This is a genomic window from Microbacterium tumbae, assembly GCF_054780175.1.
In genome coordinates, this window is sequence record NZ_BAAGWV010000004.1 from 345,973 (window position 1) to 367,167 (window position 21,195).

A 21,195-nucleotide genomic window follows, 5' to 3' on the forward strand; every position below is an offset into this window, starting at 1 on the left:
GGGCCTCGTCCGGACGGCACCGCCCGGCTCCGAGGAACGAGGTCAGTGCTGGACGGGCTTCTCCGCACCGAAGCCGGTGAGCGAGCGCACCTCCATCTCGGCCGCGAGCTCGCGCGACTCCGCGCTGCGCGCCGTGACCGTCCCGAGCCATCCCAGAAGGAAGCCGAGGGGGATCGATACGATGCCGGGATTGTTCAACGGCCAGATCGCGATGTCGATCCCGGGGATCATCGCGGTCTCCGATCCGGAGAACACCGGAGAGAGCACGATCAGGATGATCGCCGAGCCGAGCCCTCCGTACATGCTCCACACGGCGCCCCGGGTGTTGAAGCGGCGCCAGAACAGCGAGTAGAGGATGGTCGGCAGGTTCGCGGATGCCGCGACGGCGAAGGCCAGTGCGACGAGGAAGGCGATGTTCTGCCCCTGTGCTCCGATGCCGCCGACGATCGCGAGGATGCCGATCACGACGACCGTGCGGCGGGCGACCCGCACCTCTCCGTTCGGATCCGCCGAGGCCGGAGAGCCGTCCGTGCTCCTCCGCCGCTTCTGGATGACATTCGCATAGATGTCATGCGCGAAGGAGGCCGCCGCCGTGATCGTGAGCCCGGCGACCACGGCGAGGATCGTGGCGAACGCCACAGCCGAGATGAAGCCGAGCAGGATCGGACCGCCGAGCTCCGCTGCGAGCAGCGGGGCGGCGGAGTTCACGCCGCCGGGCGCCGACAGGATCGTCTCGGGTCCCACCAGCGCACCGGCGCCGTAGCCGAGCACCAGGGTCAGCAGGTAGAAGCCGCCGATCAGCCAGATCGCCCACACGACGGACCGGCGGGCCTCCTTCGCGGTCGGCACCGTGTAGAAGCGCATCAGCACGTGCGGAAGGCCGGCGGTGCCGAGCACGAGCGCCATGCCGAGGGAGAGGAAGTCCCAGGGATTCGCGCCGTACTGCAGTCCCGGCGCGAGGATCGCATCGCCGTTCGGCGAGTTCGCCACGGCGGCCTCCAGCAGGGTGCTCAGGTTGAAGCCGTTGATCGCGAGCACCCAGATCGTCATCGCCAGCGCGCCGCCGATGAGGAGGAAGGCCTTCACGATCTGGACCCAGGTGGTGCCCTTCATCCCGCCGATGAGGACATAGACGATCATCAGGACGCCGACCACCGCGATGACGATCGACTGTCCCAGCCGGCCGTCGATCCCCAGGAGCAGGGCGACCAGGCCGCCGGCGCCCGCCATCTGCGCCAGCAGATAGAAGAAGCACACCGCCAGCGTGGTGATGGCGGCCGCCATCCGCACCGGTGTCTGCTTGAGCCGGAACGAGAGCACGTCTGCCATCGTGAACTTGCCGGTGTTGCGCATGAGCTCGGCGACGAGCAGCAGCGCCACGAGCCACGCGACGAGGAACCCGATCGAATAGAGGAACCCGTCATAGCCGTTCACCGCGATCGCGCCGCAGATGCCGAGGAAGGATGCCGCGGAGAGGTAGTCGCCCGCGATCGCGAAGCCGTTCTGCGGCCCGGTGAAGGATCTCCCCGCGGCGTAGTAGTCCGCCGCCGTCTTGTTATTGCGGCTCGCGCGGATGACGATGAAGAGCGTCACGGCGACGAACGCCGCGAAGATCGAGATGTTCAGGACGGGGTTGTTCTCGGCCGTCGAATCCACGGCCATCGGAATGCGGATCATGCTCGCTCCTGCGCCTTCTCGAGTTCTTCACGGATCCGTGCGGCGACGGGATCGATCCTGCGATTAGCGAATGCCACGTACCACATCGTGATGGCGAAAGTGGTGACGAATTGCCCGAGGCCGAGGAGCAGGCCGACGGTGATGTCGCCGGCGACGCGCTGTCCCATGAATTCAGGGGCGAAGGCCGCCAGCAGCACGTACCCGAAATACCAGATCAGGAAGAGCGCCGCCAAAGGGAAGATGAACGATCTCTGCGTCCTTTTCAAACCCTGGAAAGCGGGCGATTGCTCGATGGCGATGTAGTCGATGTCTCCGGCCGATTCATCGTCGATTCGGTCAGTCATGAGGCCTCCTTGCCGCATGTCGGATCCCCGCGCGGAGGTGACCGCCCGGGTGGTAGGGTCGACGCTACGAAACGGGGAACAGGGCCGTCACCCCCGAAAGTAGGTAGATGTGATCTCCACGATCTCGAGCGAGTCGGATGCCGAGCTCGTCGCGCAGGCGGTGCGCGAGCTGGCCCGGCGCACCCGCTTCCCGGTGGCGTTCGGAGGGCTCTTCGAAGACGGCGAGGTCTCCGTCACGAGCATCGTCGGCTCACGCACGCACAGCCTGGAGGGCCTGCGCGTGCGCCCGGAGCGCGGGCTCGGCGGTCGCGCCATGACCGAGCAGCGCCCGCGGATGACGAGCGACTACCGCACGTCCCAGCAGATCACCCATGACTACGACGGCTTCGTCCTCGGCGAGGGGCTGCGCACGCTGCTCGCCATCCCGATCGTGGTCGACGGACGCTCCAGGGGCGTGCTCTACGCGGGGGCGTGGGAGCGGTCGCCGGTGGGCGGGGTCACGACCGCGCCCGCGATGAGCGTGGCGGAGTCCGTGGCCGCCGAGCTGCGCATCCGCGATGAGGTGGGACGGCGCCTGCGTGCGATGGCGTCCACCGCGCACACCTTCACGCCGTCGCATCGGGAGGAGCTCCGGGAGAGCTTCGCAGAGCTCCGCAGCATCTCGGCATCCGTGAAGGACGAAGGACTGCGTACGCGGCTCAGCGAGCTGGAGCAGCGGCTGCTGCAGCTGGCCGGCGATGCTGCGACGACCGGGCCGATCCCTCAGATCCACCTCTCACCGAGGGAGAAGGACGTTCTCGCCTGCGCGGCGCTGGGCGCGACGAACGCCGAGATCGGAGCACAGCTGGGGTTGCGCGAGGGAACCGTGAAGGCCTATCTCGGCACCGCGATGTCGAAGTTGGACGCCTCCACCCGGCACGCCGCGGTCGCGAGAGCACGGCGTGCCGGGCTTCTGCCGTAAGCAGTTCGCGAGGACCTCTGCACCGGCTCTGCCCAGGTTCGGCCGCTAGCCTGGACCTCGGCTGCTCCCCCGCGGCCCCGGACGAGGCGGACCAGTACCCGGCGCGCGAAAAGACTGGCTCCGCGGGAGCGCGTCATGTCGTGGATCGTCCTCATCGTGTCGGGAGTACTGGAGGCTGTCTGGGCGACCGCGCTCGGCAAGTCCGATGGGCTCAGCAGACTCTGGCCGAGCGTCGTCTTCTTCGCGGGACTCACCGCGTCCATGTTCGGCCTCGCCTGGGCGATGCGTGAGATATCGACCGGAACCGCTTATGCCGTCTGGGTGGGGATCGGCGCATCCCTCACCGTCATATGGGCGATGATCACCGGCGATTCCGATATCTCCTGGATGCGCATTCTGCTTTTGCTGGGACTCGTCGGATGCATTGTCGGATTGAAGCTCATCGATCCCGGTCATGAATGAATTCCTGGCGGATAACAATTCCTGCGCCTAGAATTGCGGAATGGCCAGAAAAATCGTGCATCAGCTTGTTGACGACATCGACGGAACGGTTCTCGAGGTCGGGGAGGGGGAAACGGTTCATTTCTCCCTCAACGGCATCTCCTATGAGATCGATCTGACCGACGACAATGCGGCCGAGCTGCGTTCGGCGCTCGAGCCCTACATCGCCGCAGGGCGTCGTTCCTCCACGGGATCCGCTGCGCGCTCGGGCGCGACCCGCAAGCGGGCCTCGACGCGCAACCCCGAGACCGCGGCGATCCGCGAATGGGCGAACGCGAACGGCTACACCGTCTCGGAGCGCGGCCGCGTCCCCGCTCCGGTCGTCGAGGCGTATCGCGCCGCGCACTGAATCGTCGACGCGCTCTCACTCGGTGAATGCTCGCCGAGTGAGAGCGCGTCGCCGCGCGAGCCCTGGCATCTCAGGACCTGGCTCGCACGACGATGCCGGTCCGATGCTCAGACGGCGGCGCGCCGGCGCGCTCTGGCGCTCCACCGCCCGCCGTCGTGCCCGACATCGATGGGATGCCGGAACGCCTCGGTGATGATCTCCGAGGTGATCGTCTCGCCGACCGGCCCGGCTGCGAGCACGCTCCCCTCGGCGATGATCATGGCGTGCGTGATCGATTCCGGCAGCTCCTCGAGGTGATGGGTCACGAGGATCGAGGCCAGTTCGCCCTCCGTGTGCGAGAGTTCGTCGATCGTCTCGAGGAGCTGTTCGCGAGCGGCGACATCGAGACCGGTGGTCGGCTCGTCGAGCAGCAGCAGCGCGGGGGCGGCGGCGAGCGCCCTGGCGATGAGCGCACGTCCGCGCTCGCCTTGCGACATCGTCGGCCAGATGACGTCGGTGCGCTCGTCGAGGCCGACGAGGCCGAGGAGTCCGGCGGCGCGCTCGAGCTCTGGACCGCTCGGCGTCCAGCGCATCACCGGCTCGACCGTCCCGGTGAAACCCGTCAGGACGACATCGGTCGCGCTGAGCGCCGAGCGGATCGGATGCCGCGGGTTCACATGCCCGATATGTCGACGCAGCTCCTGCATGTCGACACGGCCGAGGCGATGCCCCAGCACGTCGACGGTCCCCGTCGTCGGGTGCGCCTGCGCACCGCAGAAGCCGAGGATGGTGCTCTTTCCCGCGCCGTTCGGCCCGAGCAGCGCCCAGTGCTCGCCGCGATGCACGGCGAGATCGATGCCGTGCAGGATCTCCTTGCCGTTGCGGCGGAACGTGACGGCATCGAGCCGGAGGACCTCATCCGTCACCGCAAGGCCTCCTTCAGATCCGCGAGGTGGTTGCGGCTCTCCGCAGAAGCCGCGACGGCGTCATGCGCGGCGATCGCGTCGGCGAGACGCTCATGCCGTTCGTCGTCGGCGCGTCCGCCGTCTTCGCCCCGAAGCCGGAGCATCTCCACCATCGCCTGCCGCAGCCGAGGGGTGAAGCCGTCGAAGAGCTCGAGCAGGATCGGATTGCGCGCGGCTGCGATGACGCTGCGATGGAACGCCGTGTCGGCGTCGACGTGCGCCTCGATCCCGGGCGGATGCGTGCGCCGTCCGACGAGCGCGCGACGGATGGCACGGAGATCGGATGCGGTCCGCCTCCCGGCGGCGAGCGCCGCCGCCTCCGCCTCGATGGCGATGCGGGCCTCGATCACGGCGATGATGTCCGCGCGGCGGAGAACGACATCCCAGTCCTCCGCCGCGTCGAGGGCGGTGACGAAGACTCCGGCCCCCTGGCGCGTGGCGAGCACGCCGCGCCCTGCGAGCTGGCGGATCGCCTCGCGCATCGTCGATCGGCCGATGCCGAGCTGCAGGGCCAGCGTGGTCTCACCCGGAAGCTTCTGCCCGAGCTGCCACTCGCCCGTACGGATGCGCTCGAGCAGGAGGTCGGCGGCCTGATCGGCGAGCGGCATGCGCTGGACGTGCACCATGAACGACAGCCTAGCTTGTCGACTTGTCTGAGGAGTGGATCGAGAGCCAGCGCTCTCGTCGAGCGAGCACCACTCCCCACCGCTCGGCGAGCATCATCCTCCACCGCTCTTCGGCGAGCATCATCCTCCACCGCTCTTCAGCGAACGCCACTCTCCACCGCTCGTTGAGCGAGCCGAAGGCGAGTCGAAACGCCGTTCGACCCAGATCCGTTCGTCCCGCTGCGCTCCCCCGCCGAAGAACCGCCTGATGACGCCCCATCGCACGGGAAGCGGAAACATCCCGGAAACATCGGCGACTCAGCCGCGCAAAGCTCGTCTTGCAGGATGGATGCCACACCTCAGCAGTAACGGGGTCGTGTGGGTGACACGGCCTGAGAACGACCGGAGACGCAATGCCCACCGCCGCCCGCCGAGTTGCGATCCTGCATCCACGAACGAAGCGCCCCCATGCCGCCCTCTACCAGGCCGAGCTGGACATGCTGAACGCCTCGACGATGGAGACCGCGAACCGGCTGGGATGGGACCCTCTCCTCGTTCCCACCGCCGAGGTGCCGACCGCGGACACGCTGGCCGCCGCCCGGGCCGCGGATCTCGTCATCCTGATGGGCGGCGAGGACGTGGACCCGCGCCTGTACGGCGACAAGGTCGACTATCCCGGCTCGGGCCATCACGAGCCGCGCACGGACAGCACGCACATCGCCGTGGTTCTCGAGGCCCTGCAGCAGCAGAAGCCGCTGCTCGGCATCTGCCGAGGACTTCAGGTGATCAACGTGGCGCTCGGCGGAACGCTCGTGCAGCACCTGCCGACCGTGCACAACCACCGCGGTCCCTCCGCGGCGGACGCCTTCGTCAAGATGCGCATCCGACTCGAGCCGGATTCCGGTCTCGCACGCGATGTGAACGCCGCGCTCCCCGTGCTGTGCACGCACCACCAGGCGGTGGAGGTGCTCGGATCCGGCCTGCGCGTCGCCGGCCGGGCTGCGGACGGTGTGATCGAGGCCGTCGTGCACGAGACCGCCCCGATCACCGGGGTGCAGTGGCACCCCGAGCATCCGGACACCGCGACGTCGCAGCTGCTGCCGCTGCTGAAGCGTCTGGAACGTCAGCTGAAGCAGGAGCCGGTCCGCGCGGCGAGCTGATCGCCCTGCACCGAGCCTCCGAGCGCCAATAGCGCTGTCGGGGCCGTCGGTCAACCCGATCGCCGTCGGCCGCGGGCGCGTCTATCGTGACGACATCACGACGAAGGGATGCGCCATGTCCGATGAGAAGAGCTCGTCACCGGAGGGGGATGACGTCGAGGAGGTGCCCGCCGGCGGGGCGGGTGCGGATTCGGGCTCCGCGGAGACCGTCAGGATCGATCCCGATGACGAGGCCGAGATTCCGAACCGGTCGGAGGCGAACGACGAGGCCGGCGTAGGAACGCGCCCGCCGTCACGGGATCCCCGCGGGACGGAGCTCCCGTGACGGCATCGGCATCCGACGGGAGCATCTCGGCCTACCGGGACGGTCCCCTGATCGTGCGCGGGAACGTGCGGATCTACGGTTCGGACGGGGAGCCCGTCGACCTGCGTCGGGCGACGGTCGCGCTGTGCCGGTGCGGTGTGAGCACGATCAAGCCGTTCTGCGACGGCACTCACAAGCTGGTCGGCTTCCGCACCGACGACGATCCGACGAACGCCTGACGAACAGGTGATCAGGCCCGCTCGGTGCGCAGCGATGAGGCTCCGGTCGCCCAGGCATCGAGGATGTGCGCTCCGACGAGACCGTCGACGGTCAGGCACGCCGCCGCGCCGAACATGATGTCCGGCAGCAGGACGGGCTCCGCCTCGGCCAGCGCACCGGCGAGATCGTGACCTGCGATCTGCTCGTGGACGGCGTCGGCCTCCACGTGCTCGTCGAAGTACGCCGTGACCACCGTGCCGTACCCGAGGCGACGCAAGCCGTCGGCATAGTGACGGTTCGGGATGGAGGAGGTCATCTCGAAGGCGGCGAGATGGCCGACGATCGCACCGACGAGACGCCGGTTGAGGCCGAACATCGACATCATGTTCAGCGATGCCAGCGTGATCGCGGGCACGGCATCCACGTAGGCGCCGTAAGTCGCGTCGAGGCCCGCGCCCGCCATGCTTTCGGCGAACATCTGCGCGTGCACGCGTTCCGGACGGCCTCCACCGTATTCATCGGCCTGGATCTCCACGAGCGCCGCCTTGGCCGCGCCCGTCAGGCGGGGGATCGCCCAGCTGTGCGGATCGGCCTCGCGCAGCGTGTAGACGGACCGCTGGATCAGGAACTCCTCGGCCTGCTGCAGGGTGGCCTTCTTCGCCAGGTGGCGAGCAAGGCTGGGACCCGCGTCCTCCGATGTCAGAGCGAACAGCGCCGCGGCCACATCACCGGCGACAGGAGAGGGAAGCGAAGGGACGGGGACGCGCTCGCGAATCGCCGTCTCGAACCCGTGCTCGAGACGGCGGCGCACCCGGATCAGCTCCGGATCCCACTCGAGCGCTGCGGGGAGCGCGGGCACGGATCCATAGCTCAGGCCGTAGAGCACGAAGAGGCTGAGCTGGATGTCGTCGTCCATGACGACGTCCTCCACTGCGGTCAGGGCGTCGGTCGCGACGCGGATCAGGTCGGCGAATCTGTCGCCCTCCTCATCGCCGATGCTCCCGAGAAGGATCTCGCTCAGCGGTCCTCGCGCCGAGAACGGGACCTGTGTCGTGCTCATGCCTGCCGCTCCTCAACTCCGACGGCGTCGGCCGTCAGCTCCACTCTCGCACCGGACACGGGACGAGGCGAGGGGGTTGCGCCCGCGCGGCGGGGACCGGTAGGCGGAGGGATTCTGCGACGGTCCTGGACGACGAGGGCTCCAGAGGCGGTGCGCGATTCGGCTCGCGATCGCTCGCACTGTGGATGCGGGAGAGCGCGGCTTCTCAGTCGCCGTCGGAGGTCGTGGAGAGTCCCTCCATCGGGCCGAGCTCGATCGTCGGCGTGTAGAACGGCAGAGCCTGGGCGGGTGCGGCGGTCACCATGTCGAGGAAATTCTCACGGTGTCGACGGACTCGCTCGATACGATCGTCGGTCCGACGGGGAATCAACGTCGCGTGCGCCTTCGGGTAGTTCCGCTCCAGCCCGGCCGCGAACTCAGGCTCGATCGAACGCGCATAGTGGAACAAGCCCATGATCCGGCCTTCCGCCTCTCGCGCATCCCGCCTTGTCCTCTCGGCGTGCTCGTCCAAGCCGAACTTCTCCACGAAGTAGAACTCCTTCCGGAGCTGAGCCTTCAGACGTTTCCTCAGACGGGGGTACTTGTCGTCCGAGACCGACAGGCCTGTGACGAACATCGGCTGGCCATGCTTGAACGTCCGGGTCTTCGAGGCATTGAGCTGAAACCCGCGGCGCGTCAGTTCCGACGCCACGACATCGCTGACGTCGAAAGCATGCGTGCCGCTGAAAGAGAGGTCATCCGCATAGCGCGTATAGGTGAGCCCTGCGTTCTCCGCGACCTGCATCACCGCTTCGTCGAAGTCCCTCAGGACCAGATTCGAGATCCGCGGGCTGGTCCGGGCGCCGAGAGGAAGACGTCCCTCGCACGACACGAGACGGGCGATGATGGTCGCGGCGTCCGCGCCGAACCCCGCCGCTTCAAGCGACGCCGTGATCCTCTCCGTGGTGATGTTGGAGAAGAAGTCCGCGATATCGAACTTCTGGAGGTGCTTCGCCCCGATATGGGGCTCTGCATTCGTCAGGATGGACCGGCGCGCGACATACCCGTGGACTGCCGCTCCCATGGCGATGTCGACCGGGAACAGGAAGGCGCTGATACGACGCTGTGTGATATCGAGTTCGCGGTCCGGGATCGCGACGGCGCGCCATTTGCGACGCACGCGCATCATCTCCTGGTCATACGCCTCGCCGGAGTCGCAACGCTCTGCAAGAACGTGCAGTCCCGCAGCCGACCGGCCGAGCGGTGCCTCCAATGAGGCAGCGGAGTCGTGATAGGTGAACTCGAAAATAGGGTCCAGGGGCGCCATAGTGGCTCTCTTTCAGGTCACAAGGTCACGGAGACGACTCGTCTCCAAAACTGCGGCGCCCCTGGCTACTACAGGATAGGGTGTCGGCGCCCGCCTAGGTGCCTATCGTCGTCATAGTCGATCAGATAAGCGTACTTCCGGCCGAGTGCGGCGAATCTCAGCGTCTGAAAATCCGCCGCCTTTCCGGAGAGGTGCTTTCCCGTCACACCCAGCACATAGTCCGTTACGGCGAGACAGGGCGCGCGCTTCGTGCCTCGCAGTGCGACGGCGGAAGGGAGATCGTCCACGGTCGACTTCAGTGCAGACCAGATCTTGCCGTAGAGCGGATCCATCACGGGGTTCTGCTCGAACACGACGGTGAGATCGAAGTCGCGATATCTCGCCAGCACGCTGCTCAGCAATGTGCCGTACATGTTCGTGAGCAGGTCCGTGACCGATCGTTCGTCATCCCTCCGCGCATACGCGGCGTACGCACGGAAATCGATCGAGCCGAGCGCATCCAAGAGCACGCCACGGACCGATTCGCTGTCTTCGGTGAAGTGGAACCCCGTGGCGCTGAAATTCCGCCGCCGCTCCTGATCCACCCACAGCGTCGCATCGCCGCGCACGCGATCGTATGCCTGCTTGATCAGACGCTCGGCTCTCGCGACGTCGTAGAACGCCGTCACTCCCACAAGGGTCATCGGGTCGTTGGCGGAGGTGCCCGACTCGTCGACGAACAGAAACACGGGCTGGCGGCGTTCGAGAGGAGCGGAAGATGGAGAGCGCACACACGAAACATATACGGCCGGCGAGCGGGTCGCACACGCGCGCATCCGATTCTCAGGCCCCGGAGCCGTCGAACCGTCGCAGCACCGGACCGAGACGCGCATAGGAGTTCTCGATGTGGGTGCGCATCGCCGCCGATGCCGACTCGGGATCGCGCGCACGCAGCGCCGCGAGCACGTCCGCGTGCTCTGTGACGGTGTTCTCCTCGAAATCGTGCCGGAAGTTCAGCCGGTAGAGGTGCATGTGCGAACGCAGTCGTACGATCGCGTCGGCGAGCAGCGGGTTCCCCGCGTGGTCGGCGATCAGATGATGGAAGCGGAGATCCTCGTCGATGAACCGACGGTAGTTCGTGAAGTGCTCGTCCTCAGCCGGGCTCGACGCCGAGCGCATCCGCGCCACCGAGGCCTCGAGCTCCTCCTCCGCCTCCGCCTCGAGCCGGGCGGCCGCACGCCGCGCCGCCTCCGGCTCGAGCAGTTCGCGCATGTCGTAGAGGTCGCGCAGGCCTGCAGCGTCCAGCAGCGGAGCCGCGACATACCCCTTGAGGGTGCGCCTCTCGACGAGCCCATCCGACATCAGGCGCGTGAGCGCTTCGCGGATGGGCGTCTGCGAGACGTCGAGGTCCCTGGCCACGGCATCGATGTTCACCCTCGCCCCCGGTTCGATCGTCCGGTCCATGAGGAGCGCGAGCACCGCGTCGTAGACGTCGTCGCCGAGGGCGCGACGAACGGGGAGCGGCCGCGGGCCGTGCCTGTCGTCGTCGCTGAACATGAGTCTCATCCTATGGCGTGCCCCGTCCGACTCCCGGGGATGCCCCTTCCCTGCGGGGCGCCGGGACGTCCGCCGCCGGCAGCTCCGTCCACACGTCGTCATCCACCCTCCTATGCAGAAGAGCGCTGTTGCGCCGCACCTGTTCCGCATTCGCCGCACCGATCACCACCGCATGCACGGCCGGATGGGTGAAGGGGAACTGCGCGGCGAGCTCCGGCAGCGTGCTGCGGTGCCGCCGGGCGAACTCCGCCAGCCGGGCGGCCCGCCGGAGCACCTCGCCGTCCGCCGGGGCGTAGTCGAACGGCGCGCCTGCGGACGGCCGGTCCGTGGCGAGCAGACCGGAGTTGAAGACCGCTGCGGCGACGAGGGAGACGTCGTACTCGAGCGCGGCGTCGAGGAGCTCCTCCGCCGCCGATCGGTCGAGGAGCGTCCAGCGGCCGGCGATCATCATCACGTCGGCGTCCGTCTGCCGGATGAACCGCGCCGGCATCGCGCTCTGGTTCATGCCCGCGCCGAACGAGGCGATGACCCCCTGATCGCGCAGCTCGCGCAGTGCGGGGAAGGCGCCGTCGAGCGCTTCGCGCTCATGATCGTCCGGGTCGTGCACGAGCACGAGGTCGATCCGATCGACCCCGAGCCGCTCCAGGGACGCCTCGATCGACCGCAGCACGCCGTCGCGGGAGTAGTCGCGCACGCGCCGATGGTCGGCGGGGACCGCGAAGAGGTTGTCGATGTCCGTGCGTCCGTGCGGCTCCTGCGGCACGAGCAGTCGTCCGACCTTGGTCGAGAGCGTGAACTCCTCGCGCGGGAACGCCCGGAGGCTCTCCCCCAGTCGGCGCTCGGCGAGGCCGAGCCCGTAGTGCGGGGCGACGTCGAAGTATCGCACGCCGCCTTCCCACGCCGTGGGGACGATGTCCTGCCATTCGTCCTCGGCGAGCGGCCGGTAGAGGTTGCCGAGCGCCGCCGCCCCGTATCCGATCGGCGAGACCCGCAGGCCGCCGCGGCCGAGCGGGACCCTGTCGACGAGATCGGTCATGCGACGACCAGACGATCGAGCGCGTCGTCGTCCCAGTCGATGCCGAGCCCCGGTGCGAGGGGCGCCCAGCTGCGACCTTCTTCGATGCGCAGCTCCGCGGTGGTGACGGCGCGCAGCTGCGGGATGTGCTCCAGGTACAGGGCGTTCGGGATGCTGCAGACGAGCGAGAGGTGCAGCTCCATGAGGAAATGCGGGGCGACCGGCGCATTGAATGCCTCGGCGAGGTGCGCGATCTTCAACCACGGCGTGATGCCGCCCACCCGGGCGACGTCGGGCTGCACGATCGAGGCGCCGCCCCGCTGCAGGTGCTCGCGGAAATGCCCGAGGGAGTACATGCTCTCCCCCACCGCTATCGGCACGGAGGTCGAGCGCGCCAGCAGGCGATGCCCCTCGATGTCCTCGGCGGGGAGCGGCTCCTCGAACCAGAAGACGTCGACCTGCTCGAAGAGCCTGGCGCGACGCACGGCCTCGGCCACGGTGAAGGACTGGTTCGCGTCGACCATGATGTCCATCCCTGGGCCGACCGCGTCCCGTACGGCGCGGAGCCGCTCCAGGTCCTGGTGCCCGCGCGGCATCCCGACCTTGATCTTGACGCCGCCGAGACCGCGTTCGCGGGCGTCGACGGCGTGCACGACCAGCTCGTCGGTGCTGAAGTGCAGCCAGCCCCCCTCCGTGTCGTATACCGGAACGGACGGCGAGGCGCCGCCCGCCGCCACCCAGAGCGGAAGCCCCGCGCGGCGGGAGCGTGCATCCCAGACGGCGGTGTCGACGGCGGCGAGCGCGAGTGCCGTGATCACCCCGACCATGGTCGCTCTGGTGATCCCGTAGAGCGTCTGCCACACCTCCTCCGGCCGGTCGGCGTCGAGCCCGATCAGCGCGGGCAGCAGGGACTCCCGCAGCAGGCTCAGCACCGCGGCTCCGCCCGTGCCGATCGTGTAGCTGTACCCGGTGCCCTCGCCGCCGTCCTCGGTGACGAGATGGACGAAGACGGTCTCCTGCTTCACGAAGGACTGCAGCGCGTCGGTGCGCGGCATCTCCACGGGAAGGTCGCAGAGCCGCGCGGTCGCGCGGACGATCCTGCTGCCCGGGGCCCGCCCGCTCTCCGCGTCGGGCGCAACCGCCGGCTCTTGTCGTGTCGTCATCAGCGTCCTCCCAGTCCGCCCAGGGTGACCCCTTTGATCAGCTGCCGTTGCAGCAGCAGCACGAGGATCAGCGACGGCACCACCGCCAGCGTCGACGCCGCCATGAGCAGCGACCACTGCGTGCCGAACTGACCGGTGAACATCCCGAGCCCGAGGGGCACGGTCGCCATGTCCTGCGTGTTGATGATGATCAGCGGCCACAGGTAAGAGTTCCAGTAGCCGATGAACGAGAACACCGCGAGGACGCTCAGCGGCGCCACCAGTTGCGGCAGGAGGACGGACCACAGCGTCCGCAGCCGTGACGCCCCGTCGATGAGCGCCGCCTCCTCGTACTCGATCGGGATCGTCAGGAAGAACTGCCGCATCAGGAACGTGCCGAAGGCCGTGAACGCGAACGGGATGATGAGCGCGCCATAGGTGTCGTTCCAGCCCCAGCTGTTGATCATGATGAACAGCGGCACCACGAGCACCTCCTGCGGCAGCACGAGCGTGAGCACGAAGAGCAGGAACAGCTTGTCGCGGAACCGGAATCGCAGTCTCGAGAACGCATAGGCGGAGAGCACCGCCACGACGACGGAGAGCGCAGCCCCGAGAACGGCGACCAGAAGGCCGTTCAGGATGAAGCGGCCGAACGGCACCACCGTCCACGCCTCGACGAAGTTCGCCCAGCGGATCTCCGACCCGAAGATCTGCGGGGTCGCGGTGAAGACCTCGTCCTCCGGTTTGAGCGCCGTCAGGAACATCCAGATGAACGGGAAGGCGAACAGCACCGCGACGACGGCGATCGCCCCGGTGTTCAGCCATTCGCCCATTGCTGCCCGACGCTGACGCGGTCGACGCGAGCGCGTCAGCGGCGCGGCGATCCGTGCCGCGCGTGCGCGATCACTCATAGTTCACCCACCTCCGCTGACCGACGAACTGCAGGGCCGTGATGAGCATCACCACGACGAAGAGGATCCATGCGAGGGCCGAGGCGTAGCCGAGCCGGTCGAAGACGAATCCGTTCCGGTACAGGTAGAGCACGAAGGTGTTGGTGCTCTCCCCCGGCCCGCCCTGGGTGAGGAACAAGGGCTGCACGAACACCTGGAAGGCGCCGATCATCGTCATGGTCGAGCAGAAGAAGAGCGAGGGCGACAGCAGAGGCAGGACGATGTGCCGCAGCCGCTGCCATGCCGAGGTGCCGTCGATGCGCGACGCCTCGAGCAGTTCCTTCGGGATGGCGCTGAGCCCTGCCGAGAGCACGATGACGTTGTATCCGAAGGACTGCCAGACCGACATCGCGATGACGGAGGGCAGCGCCCAGGCGGCGTCGGAGAGCCAGTTCGGGCCGTCGATGCCTGCACCGGCGAGCAGCGAGTTGACCAGGCCGTCCTGCGACAGGAGCAGGCGCCAGACCAGGGCGTTCGCCACCATCGGCGTGATCACCGGCAGGAAGAAGATGACCCGCCACGCGCCCGCCGCCTTCATCCTCGTGTTGAGCCACAGGGAGATCACGAGCGCGACGAGCAGGTTCAGCGCGGTGTAGACGACGGCGAAGATCACCGTGTTCCCCAGGACCGTGTAGAACGTGGGGTCGCGGAAGAGCTTCAGGTAGTTCTCGATGCCGATGAAGTCCGGAGCGCCGAACAGCTTCCAGTCGAAGAGGCTGATGAACGCCGACCCGAGCAGCGGCGTGAGGATGAACAGCGCGAAGCCGATCATGCCGGGCGCGAGGAAGGCGACCGCCACCCATCCATGCCGCGCCCGCCGAGGGGATCGTGCACCCCGTGGTGCGGGGGCGCCGTTCGGCGCCCCCGCACCACGGGACAGCACGGAGGAGGAGGAAGCCTCCCGCCGTTCGCTCACGATCGCCATCCGCTCAGCCCGCGACCGAGTTCTGAATCGTCGTCATGATCTCCTCCGCGGTGAGCTCGCCGCGGTATCCCTGGACGCCGTACTGCGTCATGAGGGTCTCGACCTGGTTCCAGGTCGGGGTGGTGCGCTGCGGCGTGGCGTTCGCGAGCAGCGCCTCCACGACCTCGGATGCGCCCTCCGACTTCCCCTCCGCCCATGCCGGGAGAGCTTCGACGCGAGCCGGGACGATGCCCCGGGCCTCCGCCTGCTTCTCCTGCACCGAGAGGGAGGTGAGCGCGGTGATGGCCTCGAAGGCCTCCTCCGGCCGCTCGCAGTTCGCGGCGATGCCGAAGCCCGAGCCCGCCGTCATCGCCGCGGCCTCACCGCTGGTGGACGGGACGATCGTGACGCCGAGAGTGAAATCGGCGGTCTCCGCGAAGCTGCCGTACATCCACGGCCCCTCGATGAGCATCGGGACCTCTCCGCTGGTGAACGCCTGCTGCGAGACCTCCGATCCATCCGCGGCCTCGGGCGCCTTCGCGACATCCTCGACCGCGACGAGGTCGAAGAAGCTCTGCATCTGCGCGACGAGGTCGGGGTTGGTGAGGTCGAGCTCGCCGTCCTCGGTGACCGCGGGGACGCCGTCCGCCAGCGCCCAGGCGTTGGGGATGAAGAGCCCGGGCGCGATCGCCAGACCCTTCTTGTCGCCGTCGGTGAGCGCCTTCGCGTCGGAGACGAACCGCTCCCTGGTGTACTCGGCGCCCGGAAGGTCCAGGCCGGCGGCCTGGAACGCGTCGACGTTGTAGAACAGCACGACCGGTTCCGCGTCGTAGGGGATCGCGCGGATGGTGCCGTCCACGGTCATGCCGCTGAGCATCGAGGCATCGATGTTGTCGATGTCGAACCCGCTCTGCTCGATGAGATCGTCGAGGGGCATCAGCAGGTCGCCGAGCTCCTGCGCCCTGGCGGCCTGCGTCGTCAGCAGGCAGGGCGGGTTCGCGCCGGACAGACGCGTCTTCACCTTGGTCCAGTAGTCCGAGAAGCTCGGCCCCTCGACGGAGATGTCGAGGTCGGGGTCCTCCGCCTTCGCGCCGGAGACGAAGTCCGCCCACTGCGCCTGATCGCCCTCGCTGGCGGCCCAGGTGTAGAGCACGAGCGGGCGTCCGGCGTCGCCTGCACCCGGGGAGCCGCCGCCTGCGCAGCCGGCGAGGGTCACGGCGGTCGCGCCTGCGACGCCGATGAGGACGAGGCGCTTCACGCGCCGAGAGGGGATTGCATTCATACTGTGTGCCTCCTTCATTGGATGCATCATCGATGCGAGGGTTACTGCTCGGGCCGTTCCGGGGAGAAGTCGATCGCGATGACGTCGATCAGCGCGCCGCTGGGTTCGGGGGCGACGATGCGCAGTTCCCCCAGCTCATCGCCGTTCGCGGACTGCTCGTGGACCTCGAAGGCAACGCCGTGACCCGGCTCGAATCCATCGGCGAGGCGGTGCACGCGCGTGATCCTGCCGACGGGCAGTCCGCGCACCACGATCTCCTCGACAGGCAGGGTCGTCAGATGGAGATAGACACGGCCGTCTCTCGCCGTCGTCGGCCCGTGGTAGTCGACGCCCGCGGTCGGCTCCACGCCGATCACGGCTTCGGCGTGCGACCGCATCCAGTCCGCGAAGGCGCCGAGGCGATCCTGCTCGACGTCCGGCAGGGCGCCGTCCGGCCCCGGCCCCACGTTCAGCAGGAGGTTCCCGCCACGGGCGACCACGTCGATCAGGGTGACGAGCAGAGATCGCGCGGACTTCTCGTTGTCCGGATCCCTGCGCCAGGCCCAATGGTCGCCGATCGTGAGGCAGAGCTCCCACGGCCCCGTGGGCGCGGTGAGCGGGAAGCCCTGCTCCGGGGTGCGGTAGTCGCCCTGTCCGGGGAGGCGGTCGTTGATCACGACGTCCGGCTGCAGTTCCTTGATGAGCCGCCGCAGGCCGGGCGATGTCCATTCCGCCGCGGAGCGCTCCCAGTCGCCGTCGAACCAGAGCAGGTCGATCCTCCCGTAGTCCGTCAGCAGCTCCGTGAGCTGCGCGCGCACGTACTCGAGGTACCTCGACCACTCCTCAGGACTCGACCTTCGATGACGGTCCGTGGCCTCCGGGGCGTCGGCGAACTCGGCGAGCCCGGCCGCCGGCCAGTGCTCCAGTCTGTACGGTCGGTCCTCATCCCGGAAGGCCGGATAGTCGGTGTGGTTCCAATCCGGGAGGCTGTAGTAGATGCCCACGCGGAGGCCCTCCGCGCGGACGGCATCGACGAACTCCCTCGTGATGTCGCGCCCGAAGGGGCCATGCTCGACTCCGAAATCGGACTCGGCGGTGAAGAACATGTTGTAGCCGGCGTGGTGGCGTGCCGTGAAGACGACGTAGGTCGCGCCGGCCTCACGGGCGCGACGCGCCAGGTCCGCGGCGTCCCATCGCGTCGGGTTGAAGGTCGGCGCGGTCGCCTGGTACTCGGCGACCGTGACCGCGTCCTCGACGGCTTCCATCCCGGGGATGATCGACCGTCCGACCAGCGGCCAGGAGATCTCGATCCCCTGCTGGGATGCCTGGTCCCAGTGCACGAAGATGCCGAGCCCCGCGCCGCTGAACCATTCACCGCCCGGGATGCGGTCCGTGGGCTGCTGGAAGCCTGCGTATGACATTGAGCTCTCTCCTTTGAGATTCCGATATCCGATACGATACCTGATACACGCACTTCGGACAAGAAGGAATAAGGTCTCCCCATGCGCATCGCCTTGCACTCCGAGATCCGCGAGGGCGCGATCGATGAATATCGACGTCACCATGCCCGGATCCCCGACGACCTCGCCGCTTCATTCACCCGCCTCGGCATCCGCGACTGGACGATCTGGCGCGCCGGTCGCAGACTGTTCCATCTCGTCGACTGCGACGACTGGGATGCCGCCCTGGCGGCGCTCGACGCCGATCCCGCCAACGAGGCGTGGCAGGCCGACATCGGCCGCTTCGTCGAGCTCTTCCGCGACGCCGACGGCGCCGAGGGGCTCACTCCGCTCGAACAGATCTGGAGCTTGAGCGCTCAGCTCGGGCGTTGAAGCGCCTCGCGCGAGGAGACGCGATCCGCAAACGCTCCGCGCACACGTCCTATCATGGCTTCGTTCCGGAAGCCATGGACCTCCGCCGAGGCGGGGACCAACGTCGCCCGGTCGCGCTCTCGTCGGCCGCAGCGAGGATCGCTTCATGCCTGTTCGTGACGCCCAGCTTGCGATAGATGCCGCAGGGGCGACGTCGATGCGCTCGGCGACACATACTGGGCTCGCGCGTCTGCGAGACGCTCTCGACGGCATAGCCGGCGGGGCTGCGGTCAAGGGCTCTGTGGTGATGCGAGGAGCCGCCGCCAGTCGTCGGGCGTGGAGAGCGGGCCACGCTGCTGGTGCAGGGCGTCGAGCTGCCGCCGTCGGCCTTCTTCGTCTGCGGTGGCATCCGCCAGGCGCGCGGCCAGCTGCTCTGGGGTGTCGAGCACCAGCTCGTGGTCGGGCGCTTTGGCCTGAGGCGCGAGAGCAAGCACCACGAGGTCGAGGTGATATGCGGCCTTGACCACGTCGAGCACGTGCGTGCCTCCGTTGATGTCGAGGTAGGTCGACGCGCGCGCCAGCTCTTCGCGGATCCCCGTGTGCGTGATGCGCGGGGTAAGCCGAAGGTTCGGATGCGCGCGGGCCAGGCTGTGCAGCTTCTCGCTCATCAGCGTCAGCGCGGCGACCGAGAACGTCACACCGGGAAACGCCTCGAGCAGCGCCGGCAGCGCCGGCAGCGCATCGGAGCTGGTCAGCGTGAACGTGCGCGCGAGGTCGTAGCCGCGCTTGTCGGCGAACTGCCCGATGTGCGAGAGGTAGGCGAGGTCGATGGCGGTGCCGGGATGCCGCTCGGCGACCGTGCGTCGCAGCCTGTCATCGCAGAACACCACCCGGGTCAGGGCGCGCGGCGCGTCGAGTTCGGAGGCCATGTTGCCGGGCACGTCACCGGGCATGGGCTCCTGCCAGACCAGCGTGGTGCGTGCGCGTCCGGCACGTCGGCGCATCGTGAACAGCGGGTGCGACAGCGAGTTGATCAGCACATGGTCGTCGGGGATCCCTCGTTCCTCGAGGAAGTGGGAGACGAACTCGGCGAGCGATCCGAAGGTGTGCTGGCTCTGCGGCGAGCGCAGCGTCACGACGCGCGAGGCGTGGTCCACCTCGATCTGCCGTCCGGAAGGCCCGCGGTACGCGGTCTGGTAGGCGATGCCGCCGCTGTGGTGTGTCGTGGCGTACTGGTTGCCGTAGCGGTCCCAGTGGTCGGTGTGGGTGGGTGTGCCGTCGGGCAGCACCCAGTCGACGCTCTCCACCTGCCGGAAGCCGTCGGGCTCATAGTGGATGCGCCCGATCGGCCGGCCGTCGCGCAGGATCTGCGCGTAGGGCTCGCGCCCCTGTCGGATCTCACTCCACGCGGGCACGGGTACCTCGTCGAAGAACAGCGGCCTGCCCGTGCGCTCGATCCCCGTGTACTCCGTGAACGGGGACAGCGCCCCGTCGGGGAGCTCGCCGTCGTAGCGGATGACCACCGTCGCGAACGGGATGCCCGCGGTCGTCAGCGACTGCAACAGCTCGCGGGTGGCGTCGTCGTACGCGTCGAACAGGGCTAGCATGTCGGCCCCTCGCTCAGCAGGTCCTCCCACAGGCGCCGCACGCCGTCGGCCGTGTACGCCGCCGCCTTGCGCAGGCTGTGCGCGCGCATGTCGTCGAGCCGGTCCGACGTGAGCGTCTCGATCAACGCCTCGGCCATCGCCTCGGCATCCCTCTCGCTGAACGTGCACGGCACGAGGCGGCCGTTCACGCCGGGCTCGACCATCTCCCTGTTGCCGTACTCGACGTCGAACCCGACGAGCGGCAGACCCTCGGCCATGGCCTCGAGCAGCGACAGCCCGAAGCCCTCCGAAGTGGAGGCCGACGCGTACACGGCGTATCCGCCGAGCACGCCCGCGAGCTCGCGATGTCCCATCAGGCGCACACGGTCGCGCATGCCGGTCTCCTCGATCACCGCGTCGAGCGGGTCGCGCTGCCCCTCCCCGTACACGTCGAGGCGGATGCCCGGCAGGATCTTGCTCGCGATCGCGACGGCGCGGATCAGGATGTCGATGTGCTTCTCGGCGGCGAGGCGGCTCACGGTCACCACGGCCTGAGGCTCGTACCCGGCGCGTGCGGTGGGCTCGTGCACCACGCCCACGGGGATGCAGGCGACCGGGAAGCGCCTGTCGGGGAACCGGCTGGACAACTGGTCCTGCAGCACCTGCTGCTGTCGCCTCGTCGAGACGATGAAGCCGTCGACCAGGTCGGGCCGTGTGAACACGTGCTCATAGTGGTTGTTCCACAGCAGCACGCCGTCGTCGATCTGCCTCAGGTCGTAGTGTTCGGCGTGCACGACCGAATACAGGCTCCGATCGCCGATCACCGGGTAGATCCCATCGATGACGTCCAGCGCCCGGTCGACGATCACGACGTCGTCCGGGCGATCGAACAGCCGCGCGAACACGTGCTGGAGGAATGCCGAGCGCCCATCGAGCAGGAGATCGCCCGGGAACGCCAGGGCGCGCCCCCGTCGGACCGGGACCGCGTACAGCGGCGAGGCGGGCGTGATGCGCGTGCGCACGATCTCCCCGTCCTGCAGGAACTGCTCGGCGGCGACGCGACCGTCGGGCGTGTGGAACACACGACGCACGGCCTTCCCGTCATGGAAGTGCTCCACGCTGTGCAGCGTGTCGGCGTAGTGAGCGACACGCACGGCCTCGCCGCGCACGATGGTCTCGACGCGGTCGACGAACCTCCCCTGCACGGTCCAGATCCGCAGACGGACACCCGTTCCCGTCAACGCGAGGTCGATGCGCCCCCGTGCGCGCTGCGGCTCGCCGTGCGGCTGGTCGACGGCCGCCAGGAGCTCGTCGACGCTCACCGTGCAGCCGGGCGCAGAGCCGCCCGTGAGCAGGTCGTATATCCAGATCACCCGCTCGCGCGCGAAGCCGAGCCGCGCCGCGGCTACGCTCGGATGCGTGGCCATGTAGTCGGTGAACACGTACCGGTCGTCGACCCACGGGATGCCCGCGAGCAGCCGGCTGCGGTACATCTGGGCGTACTCGACCCCGCTGGAGGCCCGACCGATCGCCTTGTTGACGTTGAAGACGCGCATGGCG

23 protein-coding genes and 1 riboswitch are annotated in these 21,195 nt (G+C 68.3%); of the genes, 7 read left to right on the plus strand and 16 right to left on the minus strand.

Features of this window, described 5'->3' with window-relative positions; all coding sequences use genetic code 11:
- Positions 1 to 42: 42 nt before the first annotated feature.
- Positions 43 to 1,677: a solute symporter family protein gene (locus tag ACYVGQ_RS16605; protein WP_460785787.1), complete on the minus strand. Its 1,635-nt coding sequence runs from the start codon at positions 1,675 to 1,677 to the stop codon at positions 43 to 45.
- Positions 1,674 to 2,021, minus strand: coding sequence for a DUF485 domain-containing protein (locus ACYVGQ_RS16610; RefSeq protein WP_460785788.1), 348 nt, complete (start codon positions 2,019 to 2,021; stop codon positions 1,674 to 1,676). Before ACYVGQ_RS16610 ends, ACYVGQ_RS16605 begins: the two co-directional genes overlap by 4 nt.
- Positions 2,022 to 2,130: 109 nt before the next feature.
- Between ACYVGQ_RS16610 and ACYVGQ_RS16615 the strand changes: the two genes are divergently transcribed.
- The 3 genes from ACYVGQ_RS16615 (at position 2,131) to ACYVGQ_RS16625 (ending at position 3,832) form a co-directional block, all read left to right on the plus strand.
- Positions 2,131 to 2,982 carry a LuxR C-terminal-related transcriptional regulator gene (locus ACYVGQ_RS16615; protein WP_460785789.1) on the plus strand — a complete coding sequence of 284 codons (852 nt, stop codon included), beginning with the start codon at positions 2,131 to 2,133 and terminating at the stop codon, positions 2,980 to 2,982.
- Between the two features lie 55 nt (positions 2,983 to 3,037).
- Positions 3,038 to 3,106, plus strand: a riboswitch (guanidine-III (ykkC-III) riboswitch).
- 11 nt (positions 3,107 to 3,117) lie between these two features.
- On the plus strand, positions 3,118 to 3,444 hold the full coding sequence (locus ACYVGQ_RS16620; protein ID WP_460785790.1) for a DMT family transporter: 327 nt from the start codon (positions 3,118 to 3,120) through the stop codon (positions 3,442 to 3,444).
- A 40-nt stretch (positions 3,445 to 3,484) separates the two neighbouring features.
- Positions 3,485 to 3,832, plus strand: coding sequence for a histone-like nucleoid-structuring protein Lsr2 (locus ACYVGQ_RS16625; protein WP_460785791.1), 348 nt, complete (start codon positions 3,485 to 3,487; stop codon positions 3,830 to 3,832).
- A 107-nt stretch (positions 3,833 to 3,939) separates the two neighbouring features.
- On the opposite strand, the gene ACYVGQ_RS16630 is transcribed toward ACYVGQ_RS16625, so the two are convergent.
- Both ACYVGQ_RS16630 and ACYVGQ_RS16635 read right to left on the minus strand, forming a co-directional pair.
- Positions 3,940 to 4,737: an ABC transporter ATP-binding protein gene (locus tag ACYVGQ_RS16630; RefSeq protein WP_460785792.1), complete on the minus strand. Its 798-nt coding sequence runs from the start codon at positions 4,735 to 4,737 to the stop codon at positions 3,940 to 3,942.
- Complete coding sequence (locus ACYVGQ_RS16635) at positions 4,734 to 5,402, minus strand: FadR/GntR family transcriptional regulator (RefSeq protein ID WP_460785793.1); 669 nt, start codon at positions 5,400 to 5,402, stop codon at positions 4,734 to 4,736. The genes ACYVGQ_RS16630 and ACYVGQ_RS16635 overlap by 4 nt, the downstream gene beginning before the upstream one ends.
- Positions 5,403 to 5,794: 392 nt before the next feature.
- On the opposite strand from ACYVGQ_RS16635, the gene ACYVGQ_RS16640 reads away from it, so the two are divergent.
- From ACYVGQ_RS16640 to ACYVGQ_RS16650, 3 genes are all read left to right on the plus strand, one after another.
- Positions 5,795 to 6,541, plus strand: a complete 747-nt coding sequence (locus ACYVGQ_RS16640) for a gamma-glutamyl-gamma-aminobutyrate hydrolase family protein (RefSeq protein WP_460785794.1) — start codon at positions 5,795 to 5,797, stop codon at positions 6,539 to 6,541.
- A 115-nt stretch (positions 6,542 to 6,656) separates the two neighbouring features.
- Positions 6,657 to 6,866 (plus strand): hypothetical protein, encoded by a 210-nt coding sequence (locus ACYVGQ_RS16645; RefSeq protein ID WP_460785795.1) that lies wholly within the window; start codon positions 6,657 to 6,659, stop codon positions 6,864 to 6,866.
- On the plus strand, positions 6,863 to 7,084 hold the full coding sequence (locus ACYVGQ_RS16650) for a CDGSH iron-sulfur domain-containing protein (RefSeq protein WP_460785796.1): 222 nt from the start codon (positions 6,863 to 6,865) through the stop codon (positions 7,082 to 7,084). Before ACYVGQ_RS16645 ends, ACYVGQ_RS16650 begins: the two co-directional genes overlap by 4 nt.
- An 11-nt stretch (positions 7,085 to 7,095) precedes the next feature.
- On the opposite strand, the gene ACYVGQ_RS16655 is transcribed toward ACYVGQ_RS16650, so the two are convergent.
- The 10 genes from ACYVGQ_RS16655 to ACYVGQ_RS16700 all read right to left on the minus strand — a co-directional run bounded on the left by ACYVGQ_RS16655 (position 7,096) and on the right by ACYVGQ_RS16700 (position 17,659).
- The gene (locus ACYVGQ_RS16655) at positions 7,096 to 8,124 is read right to left on the minus strand and encodes an iron-containing redox enzyme family protein (protein ID WP_460785797.1); all 1,029 of its coding nucleotides are present in this window, start codon (positions 8,122 to 8,124) and stop codon (positions 7,096 to 7,098) included.
- A 205-nt stretch (positions 8,125 to 8,329) separates the two neighbouring features.
- The gene (locus ACYVGQ_RS16660; protein WP_460785798.1) at positions 8,330 to 9,430 is read right to left on the minus strand and encodes a reverse transcriptase family protein; all 1,101 of its coding nucleotides are present in this window, start codon (positions 9,428 to 9,430) and stop codon (positions 8,330 to 8,332) included.
- Between the two features lie 68 nt (positions 9,431 to 9,498).
- Positions 9,499 to 10,158, minus strand: coding sequence for a hypothetical protein (locus ACYVGQ_RS16665; protein ID WP_460785799.1), 660 nt, complete (start codon positions 10,156 to 10,158; stop codon positions 9,499 to 9,501).
- Positions 10,159 to 10,252: 94 nt separating this feature from the next.
- Positions 10,253 to 10,966, minus strand: coding sequence for a GntR family transcriptional regulator (locus ACYVGQ_RS16670; protein WP_460785800.1), 714 nt, complete (start codon positions 10,964 to 10,966; stop codon positions 10,253 to 10,255).
- Between the two features lie 10 nt (positions 10,967 to 10,976).
- On the minus strand, positions 10,977 to 12,002 hold the full coding sequence (locus ACYVGQ_RS16675) for an aldo/keto reductase (RefSeq protein WP_460785801.1): 1,026 nt from the start codon (positions 12,000 to 12,002) through the stop codon (positions 10,977 to 10,979).
- Positions 11,999 to 13,144 (minus strand): mandelate racemase/muconate lactonizing enzyme family protein, encoded by a 1,146-nt coding sequence (locus ACYVGQ_RS16680; protein WP_460785802.1) that lies wholly within the window; start codon positions 13,142 to 13,144, stop codon positions 11,999 to 12,001. The genes ACYVGQ_RS16675 and ACYVGQ_RS16680 overlap by 4 nt, the downstream gene beginning before the upstream one ends.
- Positions 13,144 to 14,034 carry a carbohydrate ABC transporter permease gene (locus ACYVGQ_RS16685; RefSeq protein WP_460785803.1) on the minus strand — a complete coding sequence of 297 codons (891 nt, stop codon included), beginning with the start codon at positions 14,032 to 14,034 and terminating at the stop codon, positions 13,144 to 13,146. The genes ACYVGQ_RS16680 and ACYVGQ_RS16685 overlap by 1 nt, the downstream gene beginning before the upstream one ends.
- On the minus strand, positions 14,027 to 14,872 hold the full coding sequence (locus ACYVGQ_RS16690) for a carbohydrate ABC transporter permease (RefSeq protein WP_460785804.1): 846 nt from the start codon (positions 14,870 to 14,872) through the stop codon (positions 14,027 to 14,029). Before ACYVGQ_RS16690 ends, ACYVGQ_RS16685 begins: the two co-directional genes overlap by 8 nt.
- A 130-nt stretch (positions 14,873 to 15,002) precedes the next feature.
- Entirely contained in the window at positions 15,003 to 16,259 is a 1,257-nt protein-coding gene (locus ACYVGQ_RS16695) for an ABC transporter substrate-binding protein (protein ID WP_460785805.1), read from the minus strand.
- Between the two features lie 41 nt (positions 16,260 to 16,300).
- Positions 16,301 to 17,659, minus strand: coding sequence for an alpha-L-fucosidase (locus ACYVGQ_RS16700; RefSeq protein WP_460785806.1), 1,359 nt, complete (start codon positions 17,657 to 17,659; stop codon positions 16,301 to 16,303).
- Positions 17,660 to 17,740: 81 nt separating this feature from the next.
- Between ACYVGQ_RS16700 and ACYVGQ_RS16705 the strand changes: the two genes are divergently transcribed.
- Entirely contained in the window at positions 17,741 to 18,070 is a 330-nt protein-coding gene (locus tag ACYVGQ_RS16705; protein ID WP_460785807.1) for an L-rhamnose mutarotase, read from the plus strand.
- A gap of 269 nt (positions 18,071 to 18,339) precedes the next feature.
- On the opposite strand, the gene ACYVGQ_RS16710 is transcribed toward ACYVGQ_RS16705, so the two are convergent.
- Positions 18,340 to 19,656: a glycosyltransferase family protein gene (locus ACYVGQ_RS16710; RefSeq protein WP_460785808.1), complete on the minus strand. Its 1,317-nt coding sequence runs from the start codon at positions 19,654 to 19,656 to the stop codon at positions 18,340 to 18,342.
- Positions 19,650 to 21,191: a glycosyltransferase gene (locus ACYVGQ_RS16715; RefSeq protein WP_460785809.1), complete on the minus strand. Its 1,542-nt coding sequence runs from the start codon at positions 21,189 to 21,191 to the stop codon at positions 19,650 to 19,652. The genes ACYVGQ_RS16710 and ACYVGQ_RS16715 overlap by 7 nt, the downstream gene beginning before the upstream one ends.
- Positions 21,192 to 21,195 lie beyond the last annotated feature (4 nt).